The organism is Nocardia sp. NPDC057440 (assembly GCF_042802915.1).
In the GTDB taxonomy this organism is placed as follows: Bacteria; Actinomycetota; Actinomycetes; order Mycobacteriales; family Mycobacteriaceae; genus Nocardia.
Genome location: NZ_JBHVDF010000002.1, coordinates 381,606 through 398,250, shown reverse-complemented (window position 1 = coordinate 398,250; position 16,645 = coordinate 381,606). Strand labels below are relative to the sequence as shown.

Annotated in this window: 17 protein-coding genes; 9 read left to right on the top strand and 8 right to left on the bottom strand. The window is 65.4% G+C overall.

What is annotated here, in order from left to right:
• Positions 1-247: 247 nt before the first annotated feature.
• From ACFU4Z_RS04890 to ACFU4Z_RS04870, 5 genes are all read left to right on the top strand, one after another.
• A complete protein-coding gene (locus ACFU4Z_RS04890; RefSeq protein WP_379059802.1) occupies positions 248-565 on the top strand; it encodes a hypothetical protein in 318 nt (105 codons plus the stop codon).
• A gap of 222 nt (positions 566-787) precedes the next feature.
• Positions 788-1,288, top strand: coding sequence for a hypothetical protein (locus ACFU4Z_RS04885; protein ID WP_379059800.1), 501 nt, complete (start codon positions 788-790; stop codon positions 1,286-1,288).
• Positions 1,289-1,304: 16 nt separating this feature from the next.
• On the top strand, positions 1,305-2,426 hold the full coding sequence (locus tag ACFU4Z_RS04880) for a hypothetical protein (protein ID WP_379059799.1): 1,122 nt from the start codon (positions 1,305-1,307) through the stop codon (positions 2,424-2,426).
• A 962-nt stretch (positions 2,427-3,388) separates the two neighbouring features.
• Positions 3,389-4,330 (top strand): hypothetical protein, encoded by a 942-nt coding sequence (locus ACFU4Z_RS04875; protein ID WP_379059798.1) that lies wholly within the window; start codon positions 3,389-3,391, stop codon positions 4,328-4,330.
• A 233-nt stretch (positions 4,331-4,563) separates the two neighbouring features.
• Positions 4,564-5,664, top strand: a complete 1,101-nt coding sequence (locus ACFU4Z_RS04870; protein WP_379059796.1) for a CaiB/BaiF CoA transferase family protein — start codon at positions 4,564-4,566, stop codon at positions 5,662-5,664.
• Positions 5,665-5,963: 299 nt separating this feature from the next.
• Here the strand turns inward: ACFU4Z_RS04870 and ACFU4Z_RS04865 are convergent, their stop codons facing one another.
• The gene (locus ACFU4Z_RS04865; RefSeq protein WP_379059795.1) at positions 5,964-6,668 is read right to left on the bottom strand and encodes an NUDIX hydrolase; all 705 of its coding nucleotides are present in this window, start codon (positions 6,666-6,668) and stop codon (positions 5,964-5,966) included.
• Positions 6,669-6,989: 321 nt separating this feature from the next.
• Positions 6,990-7,814 carry an SDR family NAD(P)-dependent oxidoreductase gene (locus ACFU4Z_RS04860; RefSeq protein WP_379059794.1) on the bottom strand — a complete coding sequence of 275 codons (825 nt, stop codon included), beginning with the start codon at positions 7,812-7,814 and terminating at the stop codon, positions 6,990-6,992.
• 132 nt (positions 7,815-7,946) lie between these two features.
• On the opposite strand from ACFU4Z_RS04860, the gene ACFU4Z_RS04855 reads away from it, so the two are divergent.
• A complete protein-coding gene (locus ACFU4Z_RS04855) occupies positions 7,947-8,537 on the top strand; it encodes a TetR/AcrR family transcriptional regulator (protein ID WP_379059793.1) in 591 nt (196 codons plus the stop codon).
• A gap of 175 nt (positions 8,538-8,712) precedes the next feature.
• Here the strand turns inward: ACFU4Z_RS04855 and ACFU4Z_RS04850 are convergent, their stop codons facing one another.
• From ACFU4Z_RS04850 to ACFU4Z_RS04830, 5 genes are all read right to left on the bottom strand, one after another.
• Entirely contained in the window at positions 8,713-9,456 is a 744-nt protein-coding gene (locus tag ACFU4Z_RS04850) for a DUF2071 domain-containing protein (RefSeq protein ID WP_379059791.1), read from the bottom strand.
• An 11-nt stretch (positions 9,457-9,467) separates the two neighbouring features.
• Entirely contained in the window at positions 9,468-9,806 is a 339-nt protein-coding gene (locus ACFU4Z_RS04845; RefSeq protein ID WP_379059790.1) for a metalloregulator ArsR/SmtB family transcription factor, read from the bottom strand.
• 777 nt (positions 9,807-10,583) lie between these two features.
• The gene (locus ACFU4Z_RS04840; RefSeq protein ID WP_379059788.1) at positions 10,584-10,733 is read right to left on the bottom strand and encodes a hypothetical protein; all 150 of its coding nucleotides are present in this window, start codon (positions 10,731-10,733) and stop codon (positions 10,584-10,586) included.
• A 26-nt stretch (positions 10,734-10,759) separates the two neighbouring features.
• Entirely contained in the window at positions 10,760-11,230 is a 471-nt protein-coding gene (locus ACFU4Z_RS04835) for a hypothetical protein (protein ID WP_379059787.1), read from the bottom strand.
• A gap of 286 nt (positions 11,231-11,516) precedes the next feature.
• Positions 11,517-13,022, bottom strand: a complete 1,506-nt coding sequence (locus ACFU4Z_RS04830; RefSeq protein WP_379059786.1) for a PLP-dependent aminotransferase family protein — start codon at positions 13,020-13,022, stop codon at positions 11,517-11,519.
• A gap of 62 nt (positions 13,023-13,084) precedes the next feature.
• Between ACFU4Z_RS04830 and ACFU4Z_RS04825 the strand changes: the two genes are divergently transcribed.
• Positions 13,085-13,435, top strand: a complete 351-nt coding sequence (locus tag ACFU4Z_RS04825) for a hypothetical protein (RefSeq protein ID WP_379059785.1) — start codon at positions 13,085-13,087, stop codon at positions 13,433-13,435.
• The gene (locus tag ACFU4Z_RS04820) at positions 13,432-14,004 is read left to right on the top strand and encodes a methylated-DNA--[protein]-cysteine S-methyltransferase (protein WP_379059784.1); all 573 of its coding nucleotides are present in this window, start codon (positions 13,432-13,434) and stop codon (positions 14,002-14,004) included. The genes ACFU4Z_RS04825 and ACFU4Z_RS04820 overlap by 4 nt, the downstream gene beginning before the upstream one ends.
• Positions 14,005-14,380: 376 nt before the next feature.
• Here the strand turns inward: ACFU4Z_RS04820 and ACFU4Z_RS04815 are convergent, their stop codons facing one another.
• Positions 14,381-15,547: an MFS transporter gene (locus ACFU4Z_RS04815; protein ID WP_379059782.1), complete on the bottom strand. Its 1,167-nt coding sequence runs from the start codon at positions 15,545-15,547 to the stop codon at positions 14,381-14,383.
• An 82-nt stretch (positions 15,548-15,629) separates the two neighbouring features.
• Between ACFU4Z_RS04815 and ACFU4Z_RS04810 the strand changes: the two genes are divergently transcribed.
• Entirely contained in the window at positions 15,630-16,064 is a 435-nt protein-coding gene (locus ACFU4Z_RS04810; protein WP_379059781.1) for a MarR family winged helix-turn-helix transcriptional regulator, read from the top strand.
• The last annotated feature ends 581 nt before the right edge of the window (positions 16,065-16,645 follow it).

Below are 16,645 nucleotides of genomic sequence, written 5' to 3'. Positions count from 1 at the left end.
TCACGGTGTCGATGTGCGGTATGGCCGGATACGACAGCACAACCGGTGAAGTCCAATCGGTGGCGTGCCCGTCCCGCTTCTGCACAACCATGGTCGACCTAGTCGACGAAAAGATCAGCGACCACGACGGCATGGCTTCCGGCCGCTGCTCGTTCATCGGTGTGCGCGTAATCAATGACCGCCCCGTGCTCATACCCCAACAACCACCGGTACACGCTTCCACCGACCCTTCGAACAGCGAACCCCAATGACTGTCAAAGCAATCGGGCTGCTACAGCTCGATGTCAGCGGACCGCACCTGTTGCGAGACGAACGCGTCATCACCGAGTTGGCCGACCAGCACGGCTACACCCTGATACGGCTGGTCACCATCAAGCACGACACGTTCATGCCGACCGTGCTCATCGTCGCCACAGCACGCAACCTGGGTGCCACCATGGTTATCGCGCCGAGCGTCGATCACATCAAGCACAACGCCCGCGCCATCGCAATAGCCTGCGACCTCATCACCCCGACCCACCGCATCCCCTGCACTTCCCCTGATCGGCGCGGAGGCATGTCATGAGCACACCAGACGACGAATACCAAGCCGCCCTTGCTGAGTTCCGGCGCGCCTCGGATGCGTTTCATGACGGGGCCTTCCCTCGACCGGGCCACTCGCGGATGCATACAACGTGGCTGCGGCCCGCCTGCAAAGGGTGGCGTCTCACCGCTGCGACACCCACAAGCCGACTAGATTCGATGCGCCATGACATCAGGCAGCCAGCACGAGGGGAAGGCCCGGCCAGTGGACGACGAACAGATCGGCTTCGAGATCGAATTCGATGACAAGACCCAAGCATTCCTTGACTGGGTCGCACCCGAACGCATGGAGTCAAAAATTCGGAAATTCTTGTCTGACACGGTTCCTGGCATAGCGGATTATGGGGATACCTGGTGGAATCCTCCACTCACGATACGAATCTTGGAAGCGTCTAAAGAATTGTTTGGCGACCGGGAAGGGTTCCTTGCGCCCGAAAATCGGGATGCTGCCGATCAATTTATCAGATTCTATGGCGAATGCTTCGTACGTCGCGCTGGAATGCATTGGACCAACCGTCCCGAGCGGAGCAGCGCTCCATTGTACGTCGATTTCAGTCCGGCAGTTCACGGCAGCAACGGTGAAGAAGTTCGGAACATGCTGGCGGTGACAAGGTACCTACTGGGCGAGAACCGTGGCCCGGATATGGCGGAATACGAACTCGCGGCGACCGTACGCGATATACGCAAGGCCCGAAAAGCCACATAGCATCTGGTAAACGGGGGTGGGCATTATCGTGCCCGACGAGTACGACGATTTCCGAAGAAAGCTGACCAACTACGAGAAGGGTCTGTATTTCGAACTCGGTCGAGCGCGGATATGCGGTGAAACTCCCGAGCGCGGCTGGGTTCGGCAATTCACATTGCAAACCGACTTGGGTCCGCGTGTGCTGGATTCGGCGAGTACCGACGGAAAAGGTACGCGTGGCGTCGAGCGTAAATCGGGACGCATTTCAGATCGGGAGACAAAGCGTCAGCTGGACAAAGAACGGGATGGGCTTGAAACCGGCAAGTTGACCCAATCGCGGTGGGAAACCGTAGCTGGCGAGAAGATTCCGGAGCAGATACGCCAAGACCTGCGGGACATGGCCCGCGATTTTGGCGACAGGTTTCAGCATATTGCTGTTTCCCGCGAGGACGCGTTACGCGCAATAAAGCTCGGCCAGTCACTGGTATCGCAACAGCTCGAACTGGTCCGGGCGTATGAGCTGGATCGCGCCGACCGTGCCCGTCAACGTCTCGCGAAGATACGCGAAATCGTGCCGGCGAAAGAAAAGGCCGAGCGATTCCAGCAGATGCAGAAGTTTCGCGATGGCATCGCTCGTGGCCGGGAGGAAGCTCCACGTCGCCTACAAGCCGAACGTGCCCTACAGGCACGAGAGCAAGCCGAGCGAGCCAAGGTGCGGGAAGCACCGGAAAACGAGCGCGCAAGGGTTGAACGTGAGGCTGCTGAACGGGTGGCGCGGGAATTCCTGGTGCCCAGTCAGCTCTTGGGGCGGGAAGCCACCGACGGTGGGGAAGGTGTACACGACAAAGCACGGGCTGAGCGTGAAGCGGTCGAGAAGGCTCGGGAGCAACCTGGCCGGGCACGGGAACCCGAAGCGGCGGAGCGGGTCCATCAACACCGGGAAGCGTTTGCGGCGCAACGTGAACGTGCCGAGCGAGCGGGCATCTTGGATTCGGTGCGCATTGTGCAACTCCAGTGGGATCAGCCAGGGGAACAGCGTCAAACGGAATCTGTGGACGAGGCGAATGGCGCTGACCACCGATACCGCGAGGAAGCCAGAGAGCGTGAGCGTGTGGCGGAGCGAGAGCGCCAGCGCACGCTTGGGCGCGAACCTGACTAGAAGGGGTTTTTGGGCGCTGCGCTGAGACTGCAAGCCACGCAGGGCGAATCTGGGGCTTCTTCTTCATGCCGCGAGGTGCAACGCGGACCCTCCGCGTTCGGCTGAAAACCCGTACAGAACTCGACACCCGCATTGCGAGCCGGTCTAACGACAGGGGCAGGGTTGCCCCTGGGGTGAACCGGGCCCGGTCAACCTGTGCCGGGGCCGACACGGTTCGATTGCCCAACCCACTGCCCCGGGTACTTGGCCCCCTCTCAGTACGCCTAACGGCACCCTGCCAGACATAGCGCACGTCCCAAGTTCTCACGAGAACCTGGCCGCCTCGATTTGGGACCGGGCAAGGTGCGGGAGGTGGCGGATGCATCACGTCGATGCGGTGAACGTGAAACCCGGCGACACGAGCTGGTGGTAGCGCTGAGCATGTCGCGGAGCGTGATCCCCTGCGCGGGCCGGGGCGGACGCCCGGCCAACCGTAGTGGGTGTGTTGTCCCATGGCTGGACAACTGTTGCTGCCGTGCGCTTTCCACAATGAATGTGTGGGTCGGAGACTTGACGTTGCACGTCAACAGCGGCCGACAACGACCTCACCCCACACACTCACTGCTGGTCCCTCCGGTCGTGCGTCGTTCACGCTGCCTGGATTCTGGCAGAAATGGCGATCGCTAGCGGCGCAGGAGGTCCACGACGCCGGTGTTCGACTCCTTCCCGCCGACCTCGGCGACCCGGGAATGGACAACCGGACAGACCTCATCCGACGAGCAAATCCGGCTTGGTCTTCGCTCACCTCGTGGGCACCTGGGGCAATCGAGCCACTACGTTCACCCCGCCGCCAGCGGGTCTGCGTTCCCACGTGCCGTTCCGACGTTCAGCTAAGCATCAGCTACTAATATCGACTGGGTGCCGCGCCAGGAGGCCACGGCGCAGTAGAGCGGTCGAACTTCACAGCGAAAGGGAAATATCCCATGCAGCGATCCAGTCTCTACCGTGCTCTCGCGGTCACCGTGACCGCCGTCGTCGCAGCCACCGGCGCACATCTCATTGCCGGATGCGGCACTGCGTCGTCAGAGCCGTGGTCCGGTAGCGGCAGCGCCGAGCAGTTCACCCTTACCGCGGACAAGGCAGGGCACCGATGGGCGTCCGCCGCGTCCGCCACCGTAACGCCTGGGGTGCAGACCAACACCCAAGGTGCGAGACAGTGCACGGCGAACTACACCTTCGTCGACGATGCCGGCAACGTGTACCTCGGTCAGGCCGCGCACTGCGCGGGTACGGGTATCGGCAACCTGAAAGACCCCGACGGCTGCACCGCCGACAGTCTCCCCCTCGGCACCGCGGTCACCTTCAACCGTGGCGGCCTACTGACGTTCCCGGGCGAGGTCGTCGGTACCGGTCGTCTGGTCTATAGCAGCTGGCTGGCCATGCGGCAGAACGGCGAGCAGGACCGCAATACCTGTGCCTACAACGATTTCGCGTTGGTGAAGGTCGCCCCCGAGGACATCGGCAAGGTCAACCCAACCGTGCCGTACTGGGGTGGTCCCGTCGGCATCAACACCACCGGAACCGGCACCGGTGACCGCGTTTACGGTTACGGCAACTCCGGCCTGCGGTTCGGAATCGCCGAATTGTCCCCTCGGACCGGCCAGAGCAAGGCCGACGCGGTTGTTACCGCCGGTTGGACACACGCGCTGAACGTGACCATGCCAGGGATACCCGGCGACAGCGGCAGCGCGTTCCTCGACCGCAACGGCCATGCCCTCGGCACGCTGTCGACACTGGGCATCGGTTTGCCGATCGTCAACAACATCGGTGACATCAGCCACGAACTTGCTTACGCCCGAGCACATTCCGGCATCTCGGGACTCTCGCTGGTCCTCGGCACCGAACCGTTCAACCCGAACCGCTGAGTGGAGCTGTCGGCTACGAGTTGCGCTCGCCAATCTTGGACCGACGGTCAGAAAGCTGGAGACCGTGCCCTAGGCCCGTCGTGGTCAACCGATTCGGCCGGATCGAAGCACGGAGAGGTTCCGGACAGGCGATCCGACGTTATTGTCATACTGTCAATACACCCCCGGGGCCGCTCCCGGGCGGACGCACCGCGACGCCGGTGCACAGGATCAACGACGAACCGAGGTAGGGCGTGAGCACACCAACCACCGCCACCAAGCAGGGCCCGCTCGCGGGCATCAAGGTCATCGAGCTGGCCGGTATCGGTCCCGGTCCGCATGCGGCGCTGCTGCTGGCCGATCTCGGCGCGGACGTGGTGCGGGTGCAGCGGCCCAACCTGCTCCCCGGTTTCATGGAACGGCCACAGTGGCGTGGGCGCACCATTGTCGAGGCGAATCTGAAGGATCCGGCCGATATCGAGCAGGTGCTCGGACTCGTCGAGAAGGCCGATGTACTGATCGAGGGCTTCCGCCCCGGTGTCACCGAGCGGATGGGCCTCGGGCCGGATACCGCGCTGGCGCGCAACCCCCGTCTCGTCTACGGCCGGATGACCGGATGGGGACAGGACGGTCCGCTCGCCGACCGCGCGGGGCACGACATCAACTACATCTCGCTGACCGGTGTGCTGAACGCGATCGGCCGCAAAGGTGAGCGCCCGGTGCCGCCGCTGAACATGGTCGGCGACTTCGGCGGCGGCTCGATGTTCCTGGTGTTCGGCGTCCTCGCCGCGCTGGTGGAGCGGCAGAGCTCCGGCAAGGGCCAGGTGATCGACGCGGCGATGATCGATGGGGCCCTTGCCCTTTCGCACATGATCTGGGGCATGCGCGGCATGGGCCTGTGGTCCGACGAGCGCGGCACCAACCTGCTCGACACCGGCATGGCCTTCTACGACACCTATGAGACCTCCGACGGCAAATACATGGCCGTCGGCGCGATCGAGCCGCAGTTCTACGCCGAGTTGCTGAAGGGCCTCGAGATCGATCCCGAGGGCCTGCCGATGCAGATCGACCCCAATGGTCAGGACCAGTTGAAGAAGCTGTTCACCGAGAAGTTCAAGACCAGAACCCGCGACGAGTGGGCCGAGATCTTCGACGGCACCGACGCCTGCACCACCCCCGTCCTCACCTTCACCGAGGCCGAGCAGAACCCGCACATCGTCGCCCGCACCGGCCTGATCGAGCTCGACGGCGTCGTCCAGCACGCACCCGCCCCGCGCTTCTCCCGCACCCCGAGCGCCACCCCCACCCCACCGCCGACGGAGGCGACCCCATTCGAATCCGTCTGGGCCGACTAGGCATTCATCGCACTACTCGAACGGCACGTTGGATGACCACACGTCATCGAGCGTGCCGTTCGGCTGTCGGGCGGCGACCCTTCCGCGCAACGATCGCACCCGTTGTCGCTCGTCGAACGTCGAACATCCAGGATTACCTTGCTGCACTGTGGTTTTCGTACACATTCAGCCATGGAACGACGGCAGCATATCGCCGAGTTTTCCGCCGAAATGGAGCGGCCGCGAGCGGACTGTCGCCCGGAACTTTCACCGCCGCAACGCAGTACCGCATCGCTGGTGCGCAGCCCCGACGCCGACAGCTACCGACGGGTCCAGTCGGGCTGAACGAAGTCGGCTATGCGAGCTTCGGACGGATCGCGGCCGAGCAGGACGATCTCACGAAACTGCCAGAGCATCGCGCCGGTCGGGGCGTGGATCGTCATGTCACTGCCGAGGCGCATCTGTAGCAGGCCATGTCCCTCGGTGCCTGGTTCCTGCACATCGTCCCGCAGTGCCGATTGCCGCACGGCCGCGCGGGGGTGGACCCAGCGCGGCGTGTCATCGGCGGCCAGTCGAGCGAGATCCACCAGATGTACGGAGTGAATCTCGGCGGGGCTCGGCGTCAGCTCGCTCGTGTCGGCGAGGGCCGCGACGAACGGGGCGATCACGAATCCTGATGCGGCGGGGAAATCGTCGAGCCTGCCGAGAAGGTCGGCGGGGGTGGCGGTCAGGCCGAGTTCCTCGTGCAGCTCGCGCAATGCGGCCTGCTCGACGGTTTCGCCGTCGTCCAGTCGGCCGCCGGGCAGTCCCCACTGCCCGGCGTTGCGGCCGCGGTAGGCCCGCTTGATGACAATGATCGACGGTCGCCCGTCGGCTTGTTCCACCACGCACAACAGCACGGCAGCACGACGGATGCCAGGGGCGTCCGGGACTTCGATGTGCGGAAACTCCCTCAGTCGTGTGCTCGCGAGCACACGGAAGTCATCGACGTTCTCGGGGACGTGCGGTCCCGTGGTGGAGCCCATGCCCTCGATACTGCCCCACTCGCTCCGGCGGCGGTCGACCTCCCGCCTTGCCGCCCATCTGTCCAGTCGACGGCGCAGCTCCGCCGCCGCAGCCGTACACACCGCATTCCGTCGAATGGGACATGGCGGGGCGGATTCTCGGCATTTGCCACGACAGCTGCGGGCACCACGGCAGCGTCGCCGGGTGCTACGGCCCCAGCAGCCCGACGTCCATTCCCCACCCCTGCCTGCCGCACCGACGGCGGCGGCCGCAAGCCCCCCAGCCCCAGCCCTCGCACTCTGGGGCTGTGCGCGCCGGGCGGCGGGGCGAATGCTTCGGGCTTATGTCGTGGCGTTCGCCGCGTTGGCCGGGCGGGCGGCATCGGCCACTCCACGGGTGACCAGTTTCGCGATTCTGGCTACGAAAGTGCGTGGGCGGCGGGGCATCAGGTGAGCCGATGCGAAATTCCCGGCGCCGGGGACGACGTAGCCCTTGTTGCGTTCGAGCGCGCGCAAGGCGGAACGCACAACTCCGTCGACGTTGCCCATCGGTGCGCCGATGGCGGCTTTTCGAGTGCCCACTACGTCGAAGAACTGGGTCTCCGTCGGGCCGGGGCAGACAGCGAGAACCTTGATGCCGCGGTCGCGGTATTCGCTCCACAGCGACAGGCTGAAGTTGAGAACGAAGGCCTTGCCCGAGGCATAGGTGGCGAAGTAGGGCGCGGGCTGGAAGGCGGCGGTGGATGCGACGTTGACGACTTCGCCGCTGCCGCGTGCGAGCATGCCGGGCAGCAGACGGCGGGTAAGGCCGGCCAGCGCTACGACGTTGACCATCAGCTGGTCGTGTTCGCGATCGGCGGCGAGTTCCTCGAAACGGCCCGCGCTGCCGAAGCCCGCGTTGTTGACGAGGGTGTCGATCGAAAGTCCGCGAGCGGCAAGCTCGTTCGCGATGCGAGCGGCGGCATCGGGTTCGGCGAGGTCTTGGCCGATGATCTCGACGCGGATGCCGTGGCGGTCACGCAGTTCCGTGGCAAGGGATTCCAGGCGGTCCAGCGAGCGGGCGACCAGGACGAGATCGTCGCCACGGGCGGCGAGGGCGACTGCGAACTCGGCGCCGATGCCGGAGGAGGCGCCGGTGACGAGTGCGGTTTTTCCAGAGCGGGTCATGTCTAACTCCTTCGATCGAATGCAACACAACAGTAGCCGTATTTCCACAAACTGCAACATTCATGTTGCAGTTAATTCTGGAAATGATCACCGCATGTACTATGTCCAACAGATAGCAGCGAAGAGGAGTCCATGCCGTCCACATCCGCCCGCCCACTACGCGCCGACGCCGAACGCACCGTGCGCGCCATCCTCGACGCGGCCGAGCGGGTACTGAGCGACAACCCGAACGCGACACTGGAACAGATCGCGGAAGTCGCGGGCGTCGCGCGGACCACCGTGCACCGCCGCTTCGCCAACCGCGAGGATCTGGTGCGCACCATGGCTCTCACCGCATGGCGGCGAATGAGCGCGGCGGTCGATGCGGCTCGCCCGCAGACCGCACCGCCGCTCGTCGCCCTACATCAGGCGACCGCCAATGTCATCGAGATCAAGTACGGCGCCTCCTACGCCCTCGATCGCATCGACATGACCGACCCCGAAGTCGCCGAGATCCAGGCAGACGTCTTCGAGAAATGCGACGCGGTATTCGCCCGCGCTCAAACCGAAGGTGTCATCGCGCCCGACGCCGACCTCACCTGGGTGCGCCGCGTCTACCTAGCACTGATCACCGAAACCGTCCATGGTGCAACAGAATTGGATACGACCACCGACCCGGACACGCTGGCGAGCCGCGTCATCGACACTCTCCTCGGCGGCGTCGGAGCCGGACACGCACGGTAGTCGACCGCGCCCGCGGTCCGCCTCGCGCAGCGGCCACAGCGGTGGTGGCCGACATGTCTTGCGGCGGACAGCACCTCACCAGCGCCACCACGACTGCCGAACAGACGGCGAGCTGCGGGCACCATTGCTTGGTCTCGACTCGCCCTTTCTGGCCTACTGGTGGAGGGTGCTATTCCTAGCGTGCGCTATTCCCCGCAGTCGCGGAGCCAGCAACGACTCGCAGAGGCGGAAGGGGGCGCCAGGTCACAGGCACCTCGCGCATCAGCAAGGCGCAGTCGAGCACCGCGCTGCCTGAGGGGAACCGGTCCTGGTCGTCGAAGACCGTGGACCGAACCGAGCGAATATCGACCGGCTCGACTTGCCATGCGTCCGTTCGAAGTTCGAGCCCGTCAAGGCATTGACCGCCATGCGTGGCCGAGAATCCGGCCGAGCCACGTCGAAAGAAGTCCGATGCCTGCGCCAGATCGGCGAACAGTTCGCTTCCCTGGAACCGCTCGGCGGTCCGGACGTCCACGCTCACGGAGATCGTCTCGTCCCGACTGGCGAAGGCCACATGCAGGTCCTCCGCTGTCTCCCGCACGTCGAACCGCGCCAAACTGTGCTCACCCGGAAACAGTCGGCCACCGGCAAGGACATTGATCACCGAGCCGCTGTCACGACGCGAGATGTACACACCGGTCGAGCGTCCCCGCGGACCATCCCACTCAACCGCGATGCGATGCGCCGCGTTCTCGCTGCGCAGCCCGACCGCGCCAGGTAACCAACCGGGCCGGAACTGTCCGAGGCGGATCAGGCAGATGCCGGCAACCGCCCAACCACCAACCAATTGAGGTCGCATCTGCGGCGGTACCAAGCGCGCGGCGGACTCGGGGTCGACTCGGTAGTTCACAAGAAGACGTCGCTCGACGACGCTGGACATCCGCGGAGGTCTCATCCGGCACTCCCGTTCTTCGTGGTTCGCGGTCTGCGCTGCCTGACGATGACCTGTTCCGGGCAGATCGCGCTCAGGAACCTGCCGACACACAACGCCAGTCGTTCCTCGGCAAGCGAGTAGAAGATCCGATTGGCAACTCGTCGCTCTCGGACGAGCCCGGCTGCTTTGAGTACGCCCAGATGCCGGGAGATCGAAGGACCACTGATCGGAAACCTCGCGGCAATATCACCCGCGGTCAACTCGCCGGAGCGGAGATCCTCCAGGATCTGCCTGCGCGTCGAGTCGGCTAGCGCGCGGAACACACCGGCTTCCTCCTCAGGGTCGAGTTCGGTCATATTCGCAATTTAGCACTGTAGCTAAATATTGAATAATCAGAGGGGATCCCGACCGCCGGGGCGCCCGTTGCATGGAAGGCGACCAGCGGCGTGGTCGAGACATCTGGATGGGTATCAGCGATCCACCGATACCCCATCTGAACAGCTAAATCGTGTCCTGGTGCTCATGGGCAGTGCACTGGCCATGCCCAACCTGGTCGCCAGTTCAGCCCTGTTTGGTGTGTTCAGCCCGCTGTCAGCGGTTGGCGTCGCGGTTCTGCTGGCAACGCTGACTCTCGCGGCAGTTCCGAATACTGCCCACCGGATCAAAGCTAGCCAGCACCCGCATCAGGGCCAGTTTCCGGCTGGGCCGCCGCACCCGCCGGCGGCCCCACACGGCCAGTCCGCCCCGTCATACGGCCAGCCCTCGAGCCCAAGGTGTCGGTAACCGATCGATTTTCGACACCGGTATACGACGAATCAGCCTCCGGTGTGTGAACCACGGGCGGTAAGGCATGGTTTCAAGCACCATCGAGCGGTGCTCGTGTGGGTGAGAAAGCGCAACAAGGCAATTGGTTACTTCGCTGGACGAATCCGCCTATTCCCCGCGGTCTTCCTTGCGCTCGGGGGCGGACTAGTCGTCGCGATCGCCGCCTACGGATTCCTGCGCTGGATCACTCCGGTCGACGCGACCACGGCCGCCGCCGAGATCGACGCTACCTGGGCCGCGCTGACCGTTGTTGCGGGGTGTCGGCGGTGTGGTCGCGTTGGTCATCGCCTACCGGCGGTCGGGATCACTCAGCTCGCAGAGGGGTTTCCGGGCGGCCGGTCGTCGAGGGCGCGCTGCAAGTCGGTGTCGATGCGTTCGGCTTCGGCGAGCTGGTCTTCGAGGATCATGATCCGATACGCCGCGTCCAGGGGGTTACTGACGTCGACGAGCTCGCGCACGCTGAACCGCGCCCGATCCGCTCAACTCAAGAAGCGCTGCCGGTCGGCGGAAGCGCCTGACGCGCACTCTCGCATGCGGCATGGTCGGCCTCGGGCTTGTCCTCGCCGTTTCGAGCGCAACCCTGTCGGTTGTAACCGAAGCGGTCCCGACCGAAGCTGTCGTAGCCGAAGACGTCGTAGCCGAAGCGGTCCCGACCGAAGCGGTCCCGACCGAAGCTGTCGTAACCGAAGCTGTCGTAACCAGATCGGTCCCGACCGAAGCGGTCGCGGCCGAAACTGTCGTAACCGGATCGGTCGCGGCCGAAGCGGTCCCGGCCGAAACTGTCGTAACCGAAGGCGTCGTAGCCGTCGGACTGGCAGCCGATGGTCACGGCCGTCGTACAGGGAGCGGCGAGCGCGGGCGCCACCGCGGCTGCGGGCGCCAGCGCCATTGTCGTGATCACGACGGCTCGCGCCACCGTCACCCGCGCGCGGCCCGGATTCATTCTTGTCAGCAAGGGTCGGCTTCCTACTCGAACGGAACCCCACCGCAGGGTCCGCACAGCACATCGAAACGTTCTGTGCAGCAAAGGTATCAAGGACGGTCCACTACCGCCTCCGGGTAAACCCCCATTTTCCCGTTAGCGTGCGGCGGGCTCGTGCGTGGTGGTCCGCGGTTCGATGCTCGGCTCGTTGTCCAGCCTTGTGAATCGGTGATGGTGTCGCTGAAACGTTCTTGCAGATCTCGAGCTGGGGTACTGAGGAAGGGCCGTGCATCCCGAAACCCTTCGGGCCGAAAGGGTCTCAGTAGCAGGTCAGCGGCTGGAGCGGGTCGGCCGCTCGGGGGGTCAGCGCTTGATAGGCGGCGGCGATCGACTTGACCGCGAGTCGGAGTTCGGGTTCCTGGTGGGTGAACGGCAGGCGCAAGAAGCGTTCGAAAGCGCCCTGTACGCCGAATCTCGGTCCGGCGGCCAGCAATACGCCATGGTTGGGGGCGGTGGCCGCGAGGGCAGTGGAGACCGGGGCCGGGAGCTGAGCCCAGACGGACATGCCACCGGCGCCGGTGCTGACGCGCCAATCGGGTAGTTCTTCGGCGAGCGCCGTCAACAGAGCGGCACGCTGAGAGAGCAGTTGGCCACGGCGGCGGTCGAGGATGACCTCGGCATTCTCCAGCAGATAGGTGGTGGCCAGCTGGTCCATCACGGGGGTGCCGAGGTCGACGGTGGAGCGGATGCCGAGCAGCTTGGTGATGAGCGCCTGGTTGGTCCGGATCCAGCCGACGCGCAGGCCGCCCCAGAAGGACTTCGAGGCCGAGCCGATGGTGACGATCTCGGTGCCCTTGGCGAAGGCGGCGACGGGCGGCGGCGGGGTGGCGTCGGTCAGGTGCAGGTCCATCATCGACTCGTCGATCACCACGGTCATGCGGGTGTCGCGGGCGATGGCCGCCAGTTCCGCGCGGCCCTCGGCGTCCAGCAGCAGGCCGGTCGGATTGTTGAAGTCGGGCACCAGGTAGGCCAGCGTGGCCGCGGTTTGCCGTGCGGCACTGCGGATTCCATCGAGATCCCAGCCCGAACCCGGCGTCTCCGGACGCAGCGGCACCGGCACGGGGCGGGCGCCGACATCGCGGATCGCCTCGATGGCGTTCGGATAGGTGGGGTGGTCGATCAACACCCGCGCGGCGGGAGCGGTGAGCACATTGAGCAGCAGCCGCAGACCGTGCTGGGCACCGAGGGTGATCAGGATCTGGTCCGCTCCGGTGGGCAGGCCACGCTCGGTGTAGCGGCGCGCCACCGCCTCGCGCAGCGCGAGCACGCCGACCGGGTCCATGCCGTGGGTCATGAGGTAGGGCGGAAGGCCCTGCAGCGCTGTCGAATACGCGTCCTGCATTTCCAGCGGGGCGGCCATGGCGGCATAAGTCATGTCGATGGTCGGCAATTCCGGCTGCGCCATCAGCGCCAGAATGCTGCGGGCGGGCTTGGCGCCGTCGTGCTGGATGGCCGGCGGCAGGGCCACGGTGCTGCGGGAGCCCTGCCGACTGATCAGGTAACCGTGCTCGCGCAGCAATGCGTAGGTGGAGGTGATGGTCGTGCGGCTGACGCCGATGGTGGCAGCGAGGTCGCGTTCGCTGGGCAGGGCGACGCCGAGCGGGGCCCTGCCGTCGTGGATGAGCAGCCGAATGCCCTCGGCAAGGGCCAGGTAGGCCGGGCGCGCGGACCTGCGGGACTCTCCGGATTCCGCGCCCTCGTCCGCACTGCGCCACTGCCCCAGGTCCCGAGCCAAGCTGGCGGCACCGATCACTCTCGTCGACATAAAGTCCAGTATCGACCAAGTGGATATTTCTTGGCAAGGCCAGTCGGCGCACGCTGTCCGTTATGGCCGCAATCTTCACGGTGCTCGTCATCGGATTCGTTACTTACCTCATCTCCCACTACGCCCCGAAGCGGCCGGAGGAGATCTTCCGGCTCGACCGGTTCCGCGCACCGGGCCCACTCACCGACTGGTCTCCGTCGTACTACGAAGACCAGCGCCGATACTCGGATCTCGCCGCGATCTACGGGCGCAGCGACGTGCCGGATCCCGACCTGGGAAGCGCGGCGCGACCGGCCGTCGGCGCGCGGCGCGCGGAATCCGGACCGATCGCCGAATGCAATCCAGTCCAGTTACGCAAAACTGGACTTGTCTGCAAAAATCTGTCGGCCGCGGGAGGCACACTGGCGGTATGAGTGAATCCGCTCGCACGTCCACCGGGGCGGCGCTCTTCGACACCGCGATCGGGATCTGCGCGATCGCCTGGAGCGAGGGCGCCGTCATTCGCTTCCAGCTGCCCGAGTCCAGCCCCGCGGCCACCCGGGCACGGATCACCCGCCGCCGCGGCGGCAGTGCCGACAGCCCCGACATTCCCGAGCAGACGCCGCGCGGTCCGATAGCCGAAGCGATCGCCGGTATCCGCGCCCACCTCGACGGCAGCCTCGATGACCTGCGCTGGATTCCCGTGGACACCAGCACGATTCCCAGCTTCCACCGCGCCGTGTACGAGGTGACCCGAGCCATCGACCCGGGCCACACCCTCACCTACGGACAGGTAGCCGACCGCATCAATGCCCCCGGCGCGGCCCAGGCCGTCGGACAAGCGTTGGGCCGCAACCCGATTCCCCTCATCATCCCGTGCCACCGGGTACTGGCCGCCGACAACGCCCTCACCGGTTTCTCGGCCCCCGGCGGCATCACCACCAAACAGCATCTCCTGGAGATCGAACGCACCCCCGGATTCGGCGAACCGACACTGTTCTGAGAAACCGATTACTCGGTAGATAGTGACGTGGTGTTCCTCGATCTGCATTCGGACGGACCGGGCCTGGGCGGAGATGTGACCCTTGGCAAACACCGACAACACGTTGCTCAGTACCGCGGCAAGCTTCGTCCTCCCCGCCTTGGGCGGCTGCTTCAAGAACCCGCTCCTCGGGGCCGCTGGGGACTTGTCGGCGGTGCCGTCTTCGGCCTGCTGAAGGTTGCCCGATGCCGAGCGCGAGGAGCTCGCGGAACTCAGCCATAACCCGTCGATCGAGATTCTGGCCCCCCACTGCCGCCGAATTCCTCACCCGGGCCGGATCCGACGCTTGACCGCCGCGGCCCGCGGCCGCGATCTAGCCGCCGCGGGCCTGCTGCGATCAGACGGTAAGCGCCGGTCGGCGATCGCGGTGCACCATGTATACCGCGATCGCCAACCCCGCGAAGGTCAGCAGCGCACCGACGAGATAGATCGACCGCAGGCCCAAGGCACTGTCGCCGACTCGCCCGCCGAGCCACCCCGCGAACGCGGCGGCCAGCTGAAATCCGGAGGCGTTCACCGCAATCGCCAATGTCGGTGCGGCACTGGCGCTTGCCATCACCCGAGTCTGCATCCCAGGGATGATCGCGAATCCGAACACGCCGATCACGAAGGTCGATGCGGCCACCGACGGCGCATCCGCGCCGACCGCCCACATCACCGCCAGCGCCGCGGCAAGGCAGCCGAGCAGCCCGGCAACCGAGGGCAGCAGGGATTTGTCCGCCAACCAGCCGCCGAGAAAGTTCCCGATGACCGCGCCGACGCCGTACACCAGCAGCAGGATGGGCACCGCGCCGTCGGCGAACCCGGCGACGTCGGTGAGCAATGGCGCGATGTAGCTGAAGACCATGACCAGCCCGACATTGCCGACGGCCGTCAGCGCGATCGCCAACTGGACATCACGGTTGGCGAAGACCCGCAGTTCCGGCAGCACCGGCCCGGTCGCCCGCACCGGCAGCACCGGCAGCACCGGAACGAACCGCAGCACCATCAGCACCGCGACGGCAGCGAAGGCCCCCACCGTCGCGAATGTTGCTCGCCAGCCGAAGCTTTGGCCGATGAGGGTGCCGATCGGGGTACCGAGGATGATGCCGAGATTCATGCCGAGCGCCACTTTGGCCACCGCGGCGGACTGTCGATCCGGCGGTGCGGTCGACACGGCGGTCGCGATCGCGACGGCGAAGAATGTGGCCACGACGAGTCCCGCGGCGCCTCGGGTGATCAGGAGCACCGCATAGTTCGGAGCGACCGCAGAACCGAGATTCGCCAGTACCGCCACCGCGACGAGACCGACGATCAGCGGCTTACGGGCCAGCCGCGCGGTCGCGATCGTGATGATCGGCCCGCCGACGATCATGCCGACGGCATAGGCGGTGACCAGCAGACCGGCCGCGGCAACCGACACCGACAGATCGGCGGCGACGTCCGGGAGAATGCCCGCGATCACGAATTCGCCTGTGGTGAGGCTGAAGACGACGAGCATGAGGGAAAGCAGCGGAAGTGGCATCCACGTCCTCCAAGGTAGTTCTAACTGTAATGATTCGAACTAGAACTATCACAGTTCGAATCATCAGCGCTAGACTCGAGCCATGGCAAGACGGCCGGACACATCCGCGGACAGCAAGATCGACCGGGATATGTGCAGGCTGGTGCATCAGTTCGCGCACCAGCTCGACACCAACGTGCGTCGCGTCGCCGACGAACTCGGCCTGACACCGACTCAGGTCGTCATGCTGCGTGAGCTCTCCGACCCGATCACCGCACGAGAACTCGCGGCCCGAATCTTCTGCGAACCGTCCAACGCGACGTTCGTCCTCGATCGACTCGAACAGCAGGGCTTGATAGAACGGCACCCGCACCCGACCGACCGCAGGGCGAAACAGATCGTGCTCACCCGAACGGGTCACGACCGCCGCGCCGAGGTACTGGTCCGTCTGCACACCGACTCGCCGCTGTCGCCGCTGACGACAGCCGAACAGGAAACTCTGCGCGATCTACTGCAACGGCTGGTCGCGCCGCGGTAGCGGCGGCGGGATCGCGGAGTTGGGTGGTCACGCCGAAACGGGCGCCCGCAGTGTCACCGAGGACGCCCCGCCCACGCCACCAGGGGGCCCGGTAGCAATCGCCGATAAACAACGGATGTGAACGCCGCACCTGGTTGTACTGCATGCCCCTGAGCACTACCAGCGGCTATATCACTAACCCCCGACGTGCCCGAGCTCAGCACCAACCAGCTGGCCACCGCAGACTGCGAGCTGGTGCAGTCCGCCTGATCGAAGCATAGGAACCTCTAACCACCGAACCTCAACTACTCGACGTCACGTATCCGAAGGTCGGGACCGAAGGAACTGACGATCAACGTCAACTCCCTGAAGTACTCAGCCGGCCGACTCCGACCGCAACGACGAGCGGATTGCCACGATCGCCGCTACCCGATGGCGGCAAGGACGAACAACTGCTGCCTTCGTGCCTGGCGGACGAGGTATAGCGAAGTGGGGGGGGGCCCCCCCCCCCCACCCCCCCGAGGTTGCGGGGGGGGCGGCGCGGACGGGGGTGAAAAGCGGGGTGGCGCGGAGAAGGTGAACAGCAACCCCAAAAGAATACG